Source organism: Sphingomonas sp. (genome assembly GCF_032114135.1).
Lineage (GTDB): Bacteria > Pseudomonadota > Alphaproteobacteria > Sphingomonadales > Sphingomonadaceae > Sphingomonas.
On the sequence record NZ_DAMCTA010000001.1, the window covers coordinates 1676129 to 1690656 of the forward strand.

Here is a 14528-nt window from a genome sequence, read left to right on the forward strand (position 1 = left end):
TCCCCTCAGACGAACGGCCATAGCAGCAGCGCCATGGCGAAACTGGTCAGTCCCGCGATGGTGGCACCGATGGTCCAGCTGCGAAAGGTCTGCGCTTCGGTGAGGCCGAGATATTGCTTCACCAGCCAGAAGCCGGTGTCGTTGACATGGCTTGCCACGGTCGCCCCCGCGCCGATCGCGACGGTGACCAGCGCGATCCGATCCGGACCCAGCCCGGCCGCAGTGATCAGCGGTGCGGCGAGACCGGCCGCGGTGACCATCGACACCGTCGCAGACCCCTGCGCCACGCGGACGAAGGCGGAGAGCAGGAAGGCGAACACCGGAATCGAGACCTGCGCTGCCTGCACCGCCATGGTGATCTGCTTGCCCGCGCCCGAGTCGATCAGCACTTCCTTGTAGGCCGCGCCCGCGCCGATGATCAGCACCATCAGCCCCGCCGGCTCCAGCGCGCGCGTGCTGATCCTGGAGAGCGTCTCGAACCCCGCGCCCGCCTTGAAGCGCAGCCACGCCATCGCGCCCAGCACCGCGAGGATCAGCGCGGTGAAGGGATGACCGAGGAACACGAGGATCGAACGTACCAGCCCCGGCGCCATCGCCTCGCTCGCCACCGTGCCGATCAGGATCAGCGCCAGCGGCAGCAGCATCGCGGCGAGCGCCGGGCCGAAGCCGACGGCATTGGTCTGCGGCGCGCCCTCGTCGAGCATCGGCGGCGCCCCGATCGCGCCATAGCCGGGCGCACCATGCGCCAGCTTCGCGAAGACGGGGCCGGCAAGGATCGCCGAGGGGATGCCGCAGATCAGGCCGTAGAGCGCCATCCGGCCATAATCGGTATGCAGCAGCTCGGCGACCGCAACGGGCCCAGGATGCGGCGGCAGCAGCGCGTGCATCGTCATCAGGCCCGCGAGCAGCGGCAGCGCGAAATAGGTGACGCGCCGCTCCGCCCGCACCGCCAGCGTGGTGAGCAAGGGCGCGAGGATGATGAAGGCGACGTCGAAGAACAACGGCACGCCGATGATGATGCCGATCGCGGTCAGCGCCCAGGGGACGCGCTTCTCCCCGAACAGATCGAGCAGCCGCCGCGCGATCGCCTGCACACCGCCCGAGGCCTCCAGCATCCCGCCCAGCACTGCGCCCAGCCCGATCACGACTGCGACCGAGCCGAGCGCTTCGCCCGTGCCCTTCTTGATCGCGGCGATCACCGCCTGCGGATCGTTGCCGAAGACGAGGCCGGTCGCCAGCGCCACCAGGAGCAGCGCGACGAAGGGCTGGAGCTTGAGGCGCAGCACCAGCAGGATGACCGTCGCGATGCTGCCCGCGACGATGAGCAGCGTATGCCAGGGCTCGCCCATCACGCGACCTCCACTTTGGTGGCAAGCGACGCGGCAGGCACCTGACCTTCTGACGCCGCGATGATGCGGAACTTCGCCTCGCTCTTGAGGTCTGCCGAGGAGGGGCCGGCCATCAGCCGGATGTCGCCCGCCTCGACGATCCATTTGCCGTCGCGCCAGAAGGCGAACTGCTCAGGGGTGAGCGTGAAGCGCACCGTACGGCTCTGCCCCGGTTTGAGCGGCACGCGAGCGAAACCGCGCAGCTCGGCCACCGGCCGCGAAATCGCGGCGACGGGGTCGTTGGCGTACAGCTGCACCACCTCCTCCACCGTCATCGTACCCCGATTGGTGACCTGCACCGTGGCGGTGATCCGCCCCCCGGGCGCGAGCGTCTCGCCACTCAGGGTCAGCGGGCCATAGGCGATCTCGCCATAGGTGAGGCCATGGCCGAAGGCGAAGAGCGGGCCGATCTCGGTATCGTGATAGCGCGCGCTGTCCACCGCCAGGTCCGGATTGGCCGGGCGGCCCGTGGGCAGGTGGGCGTAGCTCTGGGGCGATTGCCCCGTCTTGCGCGGCATCCCGATCGGCAGGCGACCGCCGGGGGTGGCCTTGCCGGTGAGAATCTCGGCGATCGCCGGGCCGCTCTCGATGCCGAGCAGCCAGGTCTGCAGCACCGCGGGCACCCCGGCCAGCTCGCGTTCGAGCGCCAGCGGGCGGCCGCCCATCAGGATCGTGACGATCGGCTTGCCGGTGGCCTTCAGCGCCTCCAGCAGCGCCGCCTGATCATCGGGAAGGCCGATCTCCACATAGCTGCGCGCCTCGCCGGTGCGATTGAAATCCTCGCCGAGCGCCACGAGTACCACGTCCGCCCGCTTGGCCGTATCAACCGCAGCGGCGACATCGGTGCCGGGCTGATAGTCGGCACCCGCCAGCGCCGCCTTGAGCGTCAGCGCGTCGGTAGCCTGACCCCGCGCGCGCCACGACCCGATTGCCGAGGAGGCATCGTCCGCCAGCGCGCCGATCAAGGCGAGCTTGGCGCCCGGCTTGAGCGGCAGCACCGCGCCTTCGTTGCGCAGCAGCACCACCGAGCGCTTGGCGAGATCGCGGGCCTCGGTCCGCCGCAGCGGCGCCTTGTCGCGCGCAGGATCGCCGAAGCCATAGGGATTATCGAACAGCCCAAGCAGCGCCTTGGCCGCGAGGATGCGACCCACCGATTCGTCAATCAACGGCACGAGGCTCGCGTCCGCCGTCGCGGCCTCCGCGAGGTAGGTGGCGTAGCTGCCGCTCGCCATGTCCATGTCGACGCCCGCCTTGAGCGCCAGCACCGCGGCCTCGCGCGCATCGGCGGCGATGCCGTGGTTGACCAGCTCGCGGATCGCGTTCCAGTCGCTCACCACCAGCCCCTGATAGTGCCACTGGCCGCGCAGGAAGCCGCGCACCAGATCGGCGTTCGCGGTCATCGGCACGCCGTCGAGTGCGTTGAACGCGGTCATGAAGCTGCCCGCACCCGCCCGCGCCGCGGCATGGAAGGGCGGCAGATAGACTTCGTTGAGGGTGCGCGGCCCCACCTCGGCGCTGTCGTAATCCCGCCCGCCCTCGGCGGCGCCATAGCCGACGAAATGCTTGGCGCAGGCCATCATCCGCATGCCCTTGCCGAGATCCGCACCCTGGAAGCCGGCGACCTGCGCCTCGGCGATGCGGCTGCCCAGATAGGCATCCTCGCCCGCGCCTTCGACCACCCGGCCCCAGCGCGGATCGCGCGCGACGTCGACCATCGGGGTGAAGGTCCAGTGCAGCCCCGCCGCCCAGGCCTCCTCCGCCGCGATCCGCGCGGCCTGTTCGGCGACCTTCGGGTCCCAGCTCGCCGCCAGCGCCAGCGGTACCGGCAGGATCGTGCGATAGCCATGGATCACGTCCATCGCGAAGAGCAGCGGGATCTTGAGCCGCGATTCCTCGACCGCGACGCGCTGCAGGTCGCGCAGCGGCTCGGCGCCGGCGACGTGGAGGAACGAGCCCATCTCGCCCTTGCGCACCCGGTCGAGCATCGCCGCGTCGAGCTTCGAATTGAGCGACTTCTGCCGCCCGCCCGCGATCTGGTTCATCTGCCCGACCTTCTCGGCCAGCGTCATCTGGCCGAGCAGCGCCTGGATGCGGGCACGGTGGTCGGCTCCCAGCGGCCGCGCGGCGCGGGCGATAGGGGTCCAGGCGGAAGCGGCGAGCATCGCGCCCGCCGCCAGTACATTCCGGCGATTCATGCTTGCCTGCTTCATGCCAGCGTGATCGCCCGATGCTCGCGCGCCGCGCGGTAGATCGCCTCGATCAGCCGCATGTCGCGCAGGCCTTCCTCGCCCGAGACGATCGGCTCGCGCCCGCTCATGATGCATTCGGGCAGATGGTCGAGCTGGCGGACGAACTGGTTCTTGGCCGGCTTGGGCAGCACCACCTGCTCGCGCTTGCCGTCGAGCCGGGTCCACATCTCCTGCCCCTCGTAATTGGTGGCGGGCTCCAGTTCGACCCAGCCCTTCCGACCGGTGACGCGGTAGTGATTGTGGTTCGAGCTGTAGCTCGACACGCAATCGGCGATCAGCCCGCTGGGGAAGCGGAACTGCCAGTCGATCCGGTCCTCCACCGTCTTGAAGCGCGGATCGCTGCGATCGGTGTACTCCATGGCGGTCACCTCGACCGGCTCCTCGCCGGCAAGATAGCGCGCGGCGTTGAGGCTGTAGATGCCGATGTCCATCATCGATCCGCCGCCCGACAGCGCCTTGTCGAGCCGCCACTGGTTGGGGCCCGCGTAGAAGCCGTGCTCGGCGAAGATCAGCGTCGGCTTGCCGAGCGCGCCGGACTTCACCGTCTCGATGGCCTTGAGATTGTACGGCTCGAAATGGCAGCGATAGCCGATCATCAGCTTCTTGCCGGCCTTCTTGGCGGCGGCGATCATCGCCTGGCATTCGGCGACCGACACCGCCATCGGCTTCTCGCACATCACATGCTTGCCGGCCTGGTGCGCGCGGATCGTGTATTCGGCGTGCATGCTGTTCGGCAGCACGACATAGACGATGTCGATGTCCGGATTGTCGCGGATCCGGTCGTAGGTCTCATAGCTGTACTGGTGGGTCTTGGGGATGCCGTATTCGGCGCCGTATTTCTCCAGCTTGGCGGGGGTGCCGCTCACCAGCGCCTTGAGCTCGGCGAACTCGCAGTCCTTGAGGTTGGGCATGATCTGCTTGGTGGCGTAATAGCCCAGCCCGACGATCGCATAGCCGAGCTTGCGCTTGGGCGCTGCCGCCGCCGATCCGCCGAGCGCACTGGCCAAGACCCCGGCGCCGATCCCGCCGAGCACGTCGCGTCGCGTTTCCATGATCCTCCTCCTCGTCCCCGGCGGCATCGCTTGCCGCATGGCCGACAGCGGTATCAACAATGGGAGGGGCGGGCCAGCATCTCGGAGTCGTAGATGGAAGCGGCTGAAATCAAAGCGGAAGCGTGACGGTGGCGCACAGCCCGCCGCCGCTGCGCCGGTGCAGCGTGATGTCGCCGCCATGCGCGCGCGCCGTCGCCCGGGCGCTGGCGAGGCCCAGCCCCATCCCACCGGTGTCGCGGTTGCGCGAGCGTTCGCCGCGGAAGAAGGGATCGAACACCCGCTCCATGTCCTCGTCCGGGATGCCCGGCCCGCGATCGCGCACCGTGATCACCGCTTCCTGGTCGCGGGTGGACAGCAGCAGCTCGGCGCCCCCGGCATATTTGACCGCGTTGCCGACCAGATTGGCCAGCATCGCCTTGAGCGCGACCGGATCGGCCTCGATCACCACCGGATCGCCCAGTCCCAGGCTGACATCGGCGCCGCGATCCGCCGCGTCGTCGACCACCGTCTCGGCCAGCGAGCGCAGGTCGAGCGGGCGGCGCACGCCGATGCGGCTGCTGTCGCGGACATAGGCCATCACCGCCGAGATCATCGCCTGCATCTCGCGGATATCGCCTTCGCACGCAGCGCGGATGCCCGGATCGGCATCCTCGACGCGCAGCCCCAGCCGCATCAGCGGGGTGCGCAGATCGTGCGCCACCGCCGCAATCATGGTGGCACGATCGTCGACATAGCGGTTGAGCCGCGCCTGCATGTCGTTGAAGGCGCGCGCCGCCTCGGCAATCTCGGCCGGGCCGTCGAGCTCGATCGGCGGCGCGCGCGGATCGCGGCCCAGCCGCTCCGCGGCGCGGGCAAAAGCGCCGATCGGCCGGGCGAAGCGCTGCGCCATCGCCCAGGCGAACAACGCCGCTGCCAGCGCCGAGAGCACCAGCCAGGCGATGACGAACAGCCGCCAGGGCTCCAGCCCCTCGCCCGGCGTCACCGTCCGCCAGCTGCCATCGGCCTGTTTGAGCGAGGCTTCGAACCCGCCGGTGACCACAACGTCCTGCGCTGCGGCGGCGCTGGCCGGCGCTGGCGCTGGCGGCAAGCCGGCACGATTATAGACCTGCGGACGCTGCAGGAAGCCAACGGGGAAGCGCAGGATCACCTGATCGCGCGGGACGCGGAGCGCAGTCGCCAAAGCGACTTCGGTGCGTTCCGCGCGCGGGTTCCAGGGCTGGCGCTCGACCGCGTCGACGTGAAGCACCTCAAATCCGTCCGGTGCCGACGGTGGGTTGTGCATCGCCTGCACGATCTGACCAACGGTGTGGAGCTTGGGATTGGGCGTCTGGATCGCGAACAGCAGACCCAGATTGAGCAGCTGCACGACCGCGACGCACGCCAGCATCCGCACGAAGATGCGCAGGAACAGCGGCGAACGGGAAGCCGCCGTCTTCTTGCTCATGCGCGCGTTACGCGGGGGACGAATAGATAGCCTTCGTTGCGCACGGTGCGGAGGATTTCATCAGCGCCTGAGCGCAGCTTGCGGCGCAACCGGCTGACCTGCACGTCGATTGCACGATCATAGGCGTCCGAATCCGGGCCGCGCGCCGCGGCGAGCAGCGCCTCGCGGGTCAGCACCCGGCGCGGGCGCTCGATGAATACGCGCAGCACCGCGAACTCGCCATCGGTGAGGCCGACCAGCACGCCGTCCGGATCGAACAGCTCGTGGCTGCCCAGGTCGATCCGCCAACCCTCGAAGGTGTAGACATCGCCCGCCGGCGGCGCCGCGGTGGTGCCGCGCTTGCGCAGCGCCGCGCGCACCGTCGCGAGGATCTCGCGCGGACTGCACGGCTTGGGCAGATAATGGCCGGCGCCGACCTCAAGGCCCAGGATCCGGTCCTGCTCCTCGCCCAGCGCGCTCAGCAGGATCACGTCGGGGCCGTCGGCGGTGGCGATGCGGCGGCAGGCGGAAAGCCCGTCCTCGCCCGGCATCATCACGTCGAGGATCACGACATCGACCGGCATCTTCTCGAGGATCACGTCCATGTCGCGCGCGCTCGACGCGGTCTCGACGCGGTAGCCGCGCGCGCCGAGGCTGTTGGCGAGGAGAAGGCGGATGTCGCGGTCGTCATCGACGACGAGCAGCGTGGCGGGATCGTCGGATGCGGGATGGGTTGCCATACTCAAACTCGACTCTTGTACAAATGAACCCCCGCTGGCGCCCCCTATGAACCCTTGCGCGCGGAGGTTCAACGTTCGCGCACCGGTCGCGCGCCGAAGCTGACCAGGCTCTCCGCCCCGTCGGCTGCGACGGCCGCGACACCGACGAAGCTGTCGTCGACAATGATGGACTTGAGCATCGTCTCGGTCTTGTCGCCCGCGACATCGACATGGCTGGTCCAGGCATCGCTATCGGCAGGGCGCCAATAGACGCGGTACTTCGCCGCCCCCGCGACCGCCGGCCACTTCACCGTCGTGTCGGTGGCGAGTGCGCCGCTGAGGATCACCGGCTCGGGCGCGGCGGGCGCGCTGGCCAGGCGGCGCAGCGTCGCGACGTTCAGCGCGGTGACCTTGGCGAGATAGGGAAAGTCCATCCGGTCGATCGTGTCGCCATAGGCCTTGCCGCCTTCCGAGCGCAGGTCCTGGTGCTGCGCGTCGTAATTCTCGACGCCGACCGAGAAACGGATCGCCGGATAGCCGAGCGTCAGGAAGGGCGAATGATCGCCCCCGCGCCCGAAGCGATCCGGGCGGCGCACCATCAGCACCTTGAGGCCCGCCCGATCCTCCGCTGCGACCCCGCGGATCGCCTTGGCGAGCGCGCGGCTGGGACCGTCATCCTCGCCGCCATCGGCGCGGCGCGCCTTGCCCTCCGCGACGGTCTCGGAGTCGCGCGCGCCTTCGGAGAAGACGCGGACGCGGTCCGCCACGCGGCGGCCGTCCTGGCCGATCGTGTTGCCGACGATGTCGTTGTTGAGCACCGCCGAGACCGTCCAGCCGCGCTCCTTGGCCGTTTCCGCCAGCAGCTGGCCGCCGTACAGTCCCTGCTCCTCGCCCGAGAGCGCGGCATAGACGATCGTCGCCTTGAACTTGTGCTTCGAGAGCAGCCGCGCCGACTCCAGCACCAGCGCGACGCCCGAGGCATCGTCATTGGCGCCGGGGGCATCGGCGGTGACGTTCATCACGTCGGTGACGCGGCTGTCGATATGGCCCATCACGATCACCACGCGGTTCGGCTCGCTCCCGCGCTGGATGCCGAGCACGTCGACGATCCGCACGCCATTGGGGGCACGCGGCCCCTTGAACTCGCGCGCGACCTCGCTCGTCTCGATGCAGCCGCCACAGGCCGCGCCGATCTTCGTGAGTTCGCCGCCGAACCAGCGCCGCGCCGCGCCGATGCCGCGCGTCGGGTTGTCGGGATCGGAAAGCGTGTGGCGGGTGCCGAAGCTGACCAGCTTCTCCACCGTGGCCTTCAGGCGTTGCGGATCGGGGCGATCCTGCGCGAAGGCGGGGGTAGCGAGCAGGGCGAGCGGCAAAAGAGCGAGGATGCGCATGGGCTTATGCTGACGTGCCCGGCCGCGCCGGTCAATCGACTCAGCTCAGCCGGTCGATCGCATCCATGTCGAGCGAGCCGGGGATGATCATCACCGGCACGGTGAGCTTGCCCGCATCCGCGCCGGTGAAGTGCGCGACCAGCTTGCCCGGCGGCCCGCTCGGCGCGGCGCCCAGCACCAGCGCGGCGATGTCGCCATTGGCCGCCAGCATCTCGCGCACCACCTTCGGCCCATCGCCCTCACGGACCGTGATCGAAGGCGTGAGCCCGGATTCGCTGAACAGCGTGCCTGCCGCGCGCATCACCAGCGCCTCGGCGCGTTCGCGCGCTTCTTCCTCGATCGTCGCCATCACGCCGCCCCATTGGACGAACTCGGCGGGCGGGATCAGCGCGAGGATTTCGACATTTCCGTCGGTCTTGCTGGCACGCCTGGCGGCAAAGCGCAGCGCGATTTCGGCCTCGGGCGAATCATCGATCACCACCAGATAGGTGCGCATGGGGGCCTTCCTTGCAGTCCTGCGTTACGTGGACCGGCGCGGGCCGCAGCGCAAGAGCGGGGCTTGACCCTAGGGACTGCGGCGGCAAAGGAGGGGCCAGCCACCCCCAGGACCAACGACGGGAACCTTCATGGGAATCGAAATCAAGATGCCGGCACTTTCTCCCACCATGGAGGAGGGCACGCTTGCCAAGTGGCTCGTCAAGGAAGGCGACACGGTGAAATCCGGTGACCTGCTTGCCGAGATCGAGACCGACAAGGCGACGATGGAATTCGAAGCGGTCGACGAAGGCGTGATCGGGAAGATCATGATCGCCGAAGGGACCGATAACGTAAAGGTCGGCACCGTGATCGCGGTGATGGCCGGCGAAGGCGAGGACGCATCGTCCGCCACCGCCGCCCCCGCGCCGAGCCCGACCCCTGCGCCCGCGCCGGCGCCTGCCGCCAGCGCACCCGCTCCCACCCCGACTCCGGCGCCTGCCCCCGCGGCACAGCCCGCCGCCGCATCGGGTTCGCGCGTCAAGGCGAGCCCGCTCGCCCGCCGCATCGCCGCCGACAAGGGCGTCGACCTCACCGGCGTGAGCGGCTCGGGTCCCAACGGCCGCATCGTCAAGGCCGACGTCGAGGGTGCCAAGCCCGGCGCCGCCCCGGCTGCCGCACCCGCCGCTGCCGCTGCTGCCCCGGCCCCGACGGCTGCTCCGGCCGCCGCGCCCGCCGAGACCAAGGCGGTCTGGTTCGACGATTCGATCCCGCACGAGGAAGAGAAGCTCTCGAACATCCGCAAGACGATCGCGCGCCGCCTCACCGAGTCGAAGCAGACCGTCCCGCACATCTACCTTACGGTCGACATCCGCCTCGACGCGCTGCTCAAGCTGCGTGGCGAGCTGAACAAGGCGCTCGAAGCGCGCGGCGTGAAGCTGTCGGTCAACGATCTGCTGATCAAGGCGCTGGGCGTCGCGCTGGCGCGCACCCCCAAGTGCAACGTCACCTTCACCGGCGACAAGCTGATCAAGTACAGCCGCGCCGACGTGTCGGTCGCGGTGTCGACCCCGACCGGCCTGATCACCCCGATCGTCAAGGATGCGGCAAACAAGAGCGTCTCGGCGATCGCGACCGAGATGAAGGACCTCGCCGCGCGCGCTCGCGAGGGCAAGCTGCAGCCGCAGGAATATCAGGGCGGCACCGCCAGCCTGTCCAACATGGGCATGTACGGCATCAAGCAGTTCGAAGCGGTGATCAACCCGCCGCAGGGCATGATCATGGCGATCGGCGCGGGCGAGAAGCGCCCGTACATCATCGACGACGCGCTCGGCGTGGCGACGGTGATGAGCGCCACGGGCAGCTTCGACCATCGCGCCATCGACGGTGCCGACGGGGCCGAGATGATGAAGGTCTTCAAGGAACTCGTCGAAGCCCCGATGGGCATGATCGCCTGATCGGAGCCGGGCGGTGCGCGTCCTGATCGAAGTGATCCATATCGTGGTCGGGCTGATCGCGGCGGTGGTGATCGCGTCGCTCGCCGCCTGGTCGTACCGCCGCGCCACCCACGACATCTGGCTGGTCGCCTATGTCGCGATGGTGGCGGTGGTGGCGATGGGCATCGGTCCGCTGCGGCGGGCCTTTGCCCAGGATCGCGAAACCCTCCGCCGCCACAGCAACAAGGGTCGACAGGATGATTGATCAACAGGGCGGCCCGCCCGATCGCCAGCCGGCGATCCGGGTGACGACGATGCCGGCGGATACCAATCCGTATGGCGACATCTTCGGCGGCTGGCTGATGAGCCAGATGGACATGGCGGCGGGGCTGTTCGCCTCGCGCTACTCGCGCGGCCGCGCGGTCACGGTGGCGGTGGAAGGGATGAAGTTCCACTCCCCCGTCGCGGTGGGCGACGAGGTCTCGGTCTATGCCGAGCTGGTCAAGGTCGGCCGCACCTCGATGACCATCGAGGTCCAGGCCTGGCGCCGCGGCCGGCACGTCGAGGAAAGCTGCCTCGTCACCCAGGCGCAGTTCGTGTTCGTCGCGGTCGACGCCGAGAAGCGCCCGCGGCCGGTGGAACAGATCGCGTGATGATGGGAACGGATAGCGATGGAACGGGCATCGAGCCCGTCCCTTCGCTGCCCCCTCTCCCCGGCCCTCCCCCGCAAGGGGGGAGGGAGCGCAGTGTATCAATCGGCAGTCCTTCTTCTAACCCCTCCCCCCTCGCGGGGGAGGGAGGAGCCCGCCGCGCAGCGGTGGGAGGGAGAGGGCGCGCGCTCGCCAGAGCGCGCGAAATGCGCAAGAACCCGACCGAAGCCGAACGCCGCCTCTGGTCCCTTCTCCGCGCGAAGCGGCTGGGCGGCTGGAAATGGAAGCGCCAGCAGAAGCTGGGTCGCTACATCGTCGATTTCGTGTGCCTCGAAGCGCGCCTCGTCGTCGAGGCGGATGGGTCCCAGCATATCGGCAGCGCGTACGACGCCACCCGCGACGCATGGATAAAAGCGCAAGGCTTCACCATCTTGCGCTTCTACAACAACGACATTCTTGGAAATCCCGAGGCGGTCGCCACCGCCATTCTCGCATCGCTAGAAGCGGGCACCGGGGCGTCGAGCCCCGCCGCCCGCTCCCCCTCTCCCCTACCCTCCCCCACGAGGGGGGAGGGAGTTCAAGATGGAACCCTCCATGGCTGAATCCTACGACCTCATCGTTCTCGGCTCGGGCCCCGGCGGCTATGTCGCGGCGATCCGGGCGGCCCAGCTGGGCCTGAAGACCGCCATTGTCGAGCGCGAGCTGCTCGGCGGCATCTGCCTCAACTGGGGCTGCATCCCCACCAAGGCGCTGCTGCGCTCGGCGGAAATCTTCCACTATATGCAGCACGCCAAGGATTACGGCCTGATCGCCAACCAGATCAGCGCCGACCTCGACGCGGTGGTGAAGCGCTCGCGCGGCGTCGCCAAGCAGCTCAATCAGGGCGTCACGCACCTGATGAAAAAGAACAAGATTGCGGTGCACATGGGCACCGGCGTGCTGACCGCGAAGGGCAAGCTGACCGTCACCGCCGCGGACGGCAAGAAGACCGACCTCGAAGCGAAGAACATCATCGTCGCGACCGGCGCCCGCGCCCGCGACCTGCCCTTCGCCAAAGCCGACGGCAAGCGCATCTGGACCTATCGCACCGCGATGACGCCCACCGAGATGCCGACCAAGCTGCTGGTCATCGGCTCGGGCGCGATCGGCGTGGAGTTCGCCAGCTTCTACAACGACATGGGCGCGAACGTGACCATCGTCGAGATGCTCGACCGGATCGTGCCGGTGGAAGACAAGGACATCTCCGCGCATCTGGAGAAGGCGTTCAAGAAGCAGGGGATGACCATCCTCACCCAGACCGGCGTCGACAAGCTCGACGTGACGGCGACCGGCGTCAAGGCATCGATCAAGGGCAAGGACGGCAAGGTCACCGTCGAGGAATTCAGCCACGTCATCGTCGCGATCGGCATCGTGCCGAACACCGAGAATATCGGTCTCGAGACGCTGGGCGTGAAGACCGAGCGCGGCCATATCGTCACCGACGCGGCGTGCCGAACCAATGTCGACGGCCTGTGGGCGATCGGCGACGTCACCGCGCCGCCCTGGCTCGCGCACAAGGCCAGCCATGAGGGCGTGATTGCGGTCGAGGCGATCAACGGCGGCCACCCGCACGCGATGGACGTCCGCAACATCCCGGGCTGCACCTATTGCCATCCGCAGATCGCCAGCGTCGGCCTCACCGAAGCCAAGGCCAAGGAAGCGGGCTACGAGGTCAAGGTCGGCACCTTCCCGTTCATCGGCAACGGCAAGGCGATCGCGCTGGGCGAGGCCGAAGGCTTCGTGAAGACGGTGTTCGACGCCAAGACCGGCGAGCTGCTCGGCGCGCACATGATCGGCGCGGAAGTGACCGAGATGATCCAGGGCTACACGATCGGCAAGACCGGCGAGCTGACCGAGGCCGAGCTGATGGAAACGGTGTTCCCGCACCCGACGATCAGCGAGGCGATGCACGAATCGGTGCTCGGCGCCTACGGCCGCGCGCTGCACATCTGATCCGGCGGCGGCGCCTCGGCGCCGTGCAAATGGAAACGTCGTCCGGCTCAGGGAAACCTGGGCCGGACCCGTTTCCGGCCGCGTACCCGCGGTACGCCCGGCGATGAGGGCCGCGGATCTCGCGGACGAACCGCCCTCCCCGCGCGAGGGGCACGCTGGCGCCACGCCGCGATCGCTCCTAGAGTCCCGCGGCACCCGCCCTTGTCCGCCAGGAAAGCTGCTTGATGACCACGTACCGCTCGCGTTCCCAGGGCTTTGGCGGATCGCCGCTCGGCCGGGGTGGGCGGGCGCTACAACGCAGACCCGTGGGCACCCGCCGCAAGGCGTTTTCCGCGCTGATCGTCGCGGTACTGCTTGCGGGCGTCACGCTCGCCTTTTTCTGGCCGGGCGTCGCCAGCTACGACAGCGTCGTCCAATATCAGCAAGTGTTGCGCGGCCAGTATGACGACTGGCATCCACCCGCGATGGCGCGGCTTTGGGCGCTGTTCCATGGCCTGGGCTGGCACGGCCAGCCGCCGATGTTCGTGCTGCAGATACTGCTCTACTGGAGCGGGCTGGCACTCTTCGCCGGTGCGCTCGCGCGGCGGGGGCAGGCGATCGCCGCGTTGATCGCGCTGCTGCTCGGCATCTGGCCGCCGCTGCTCGGCTGGCAGATCGCGGTGCTCAAGGACAGCCAGATGGCGGGCGCGATCCTTGCCGCGGTCGGGCTGGCAAGCTGGTGGCGGCTCGACGACCGGCGACTGCCGCTCTGGGCGGCGGCGCTGGTGCTGGGGCTGCTCGGCTATGCCACGCTGGTGCGCTTCAACGCCGCCTTTGCCACCGTGCCGCTGGCCTTGGGACTGCTCGGCGGCTGGCGGTGGGACCGGCCGCGCTTCCAGCTGGTGCTGGTCATTGCCGGCATCGGCGCCGTGATCGCCGTGCTCACCCCGATCAACCAGCGCCTGCTGCACGCTGCGCCCAGCGGTGTCGAGCGCTCGCTGCCGCTGTTCGACCTCGCCGGCATCGCCCGCCATGCCGGCCCGCAGGCGGTGCCGCAGGTGCCCGGCAGGCTGTGGCGCCGCGCCGAAGCGAGAGGCTGCCTCACGCCCATCCTGTGGGATCCGATCGGCGACGAGAAAGCGTGCGGCTATATCGTCGACACGCTCCAGCGCGCCTTGCCGGGCAGCAGGCTGCGCAGCGCCTGGATCGAGGCCATCGCCACCCATCCGCTGGCCTATGCCCAGCACCGCATCGCGCATTGGAACAGCGAGATGCGGCTGTGGATGCCGGCCACCATGCCGGGTACCGGGCCGCTGGCGCGCTCGGAGCCTAATACGCTCGGCCTCGCCTCGCCCGACAAGCGCATCACCAGCTTTCAGAAGCTGGGGTACACGCTGGCGAGCAGCGCGGCGGGTGCGCCAATCCTGTGGTTCGCGGTGGCGATCGGCGTGCTGTTCTGCAGTTGGCCCGCGCGCGACGGCGCGGGCGGCGTCGCGGTGACGCTGGCGCTCTCGGCCATCCTCACCGAGCTGGCGTTCGGCTTGGTCGGTGTCGCCTCGGACTATCGTTACCATGTCTGGGGCATGCTCGCCGCCGGTCTGGCGCTGCTCGCCGCCAGCGGTACCCGGCCGCCGCCGCAGCGCGTGCTGATCGCGGTGTTCGGCGTCGCGGCCGTGGCAGCGGTGGTGATCGTCGCCCGCTGGACCTTGCCGCCGGCACTCCCGCCGCTCTGAACGTCGGCTCTTTAGTCGGAGTAGAATCCGTGGCATGCTTGC

The 14528-nt window shown here is 69.0% G+C and carries 13 protein-coding genes; 6 read left to right on the forward strand and 7 right to left on the reverse strand.

Going from position 1 to position 14528, the window contains the following annotated elements:
* Positions 1-5: 5 nt before the first annotated feature.
* The 7 genes from RT655_RS08000 to RT655_RS08030 all read right to left on the reverse strand — a co-directional run bounded on the left by RT655_RS08000 (position 6) and on the right by RT655_RS08030 (position 8718).
* Positions 6-1349, reverse strand: coding sequence for a gluconate:H+ symporter (locus RT655_RS08000; protein WP_313535958.1), 1344 nt, complete (start codon positions 1347-1349; stop codon positions 6-8).
* Positions 1349-3598, reverse strand: a complete 2250-nt coding sequence (locus RT655_RS08005) for a glycoside hydrolase family 3 N-terminal domain-containing protein (protein WP_313535959.1) — start codon at positions 3596-3598, stop codon at positions 1349-1351. The genes RT655_RS08000 and RT655_RS08005 overlap by 1 nt, the downstream gene beginning before the upstream one ends.
* Complete coding sequence (locus RT655_RS08010; protein ID WP_313535960.1) at positions 3595-4689, reverse strand: Gfo/Idh/MocA family oxidoreductase; 1095 nt, start codon at positions 4687-4689, stop codon at positions 3595-3597. Before RT655_RS08010 ends, RT655_RS08005 begins: the two co-directional genes overlap by 4 nt.
* Positions 4690-4798: 109 nt before the next feature.
* Entirely contained in the window at positions 4799-6133 is a 1335-nt protein-coding gene (locus RT655_RS08015) for an ATP-binding protein (protein ID WP_313535961.1), read from the reverse strand.
* A complete protein-coding gene (locus RT655_RS08020) occupies positions 6130-6852 on the reverse strand; it encodes a response regulator (protein ID WP_313535962.1) in 723 nt (240 codons plus the stop codon). Before RT655_RS08020 ends, RT655_RS08015 begins: the two co-directional genes overlap by 4 nt.
* A 68-nt stretch (positions 6853-6920) precedes the next feature.
* A complete protein-coding gene (locus RT655_RS08025; RefSeq protein ID WP_313535963.1) occupies positions 6921-8222 on the reverse strand; it encodes a M20/M25/M40 family metallo-hydrolase in 1302 nt (433 codons plus the stop codon).
* 40 nt (positions 8223-8262) lie between these two features.
* On the reverse strand, positions 8263-8718 hold the full coding sequence (locus RT655_RS08030; RefSeq protein WP_313535964.1) for a universal stress protein: 456 nt from the start codon (positions 8716-8718) through the stop codon (positions 8263-8265).
* 130 nt (positions 8719-8848) lie between these two features.
* On the opposite strand from RT655_RS08030, the gene RT655_RS08035 reads away from it, so the two are divergent.
* From RT655_RS08035 to RT655_RS08060, 6 genes are all read left to right on the forward strand, one after another.
* Positions 8849-10153: a pyruvate dehydrogenase complex dihydrolipoamide acetyltransferase gene (locus RT655_RS08035; RefSeq protein WP_313535965.1), complete on the forward strand. Its 1305-nt coding sequence runs from the start codon at positions 8849-8851 to the stop codon at positions 10151-10153.
* A 13-nt stretch (positions 10154-10166) separates the two neighbouring features.
* The gene (locus RT655_RS08040; protein ID WP_313535966.1) at positions 10167-10397 is read left to right on the forward strand and encodes a hypothetical protein; all 231 of its coding nucleotides are present in this window, start codon (positions 10167-10169) and stop codon (positions 10395-10397) included.
* A complete protein-coding gene (locus RT655_RS08045; RefSeq protein WP_313535967.1) occupies positions 10390-10785 on the forward strand; it encodes an acyl-CoA thioesterase in 396 nt (131 codons plus the stop codon). Before RT655_RS08040 ends, RT655_RS08045 begins: the two co-directional genes overlap by 8 nt.
* Before the next feature lie 164 nt (positions 10786-10949).
* Entirely contained in the window at positions 10950-11384 is a 435-nt protein-coding gene (locus RT655_RS08050; RefSeq protein ID WP_409530248.1) for an endonuclease domain-containing protein, read from the forward strand.
* A complete protein-coding gene (gene lpdA, locus RT655_RS08055; protein ID WP_313535969.1) occupies positions 11377-12774 on the forward strand; it encodes a dihydrolipoyl dehydrogenase in 1398 nt (465 codons plus the stop codon). Before RT655_RS08050 ends, lpdA begins: the two co-directional genes overlap by 8 nt.
* A gap of 305 nt (positions 12775-13079) precedes the next feature.
* Positions 13080-14486, forward strand: coding sequence for a hypothetical protein (locus RT655_RS08060; protein ID WP_313535971.1), 1407 nt, complete (start codon positions 13080-13082; stop codon positions 14484-14486).
* Positions 14487-14528: the final 42 nt, after the last annotated feature.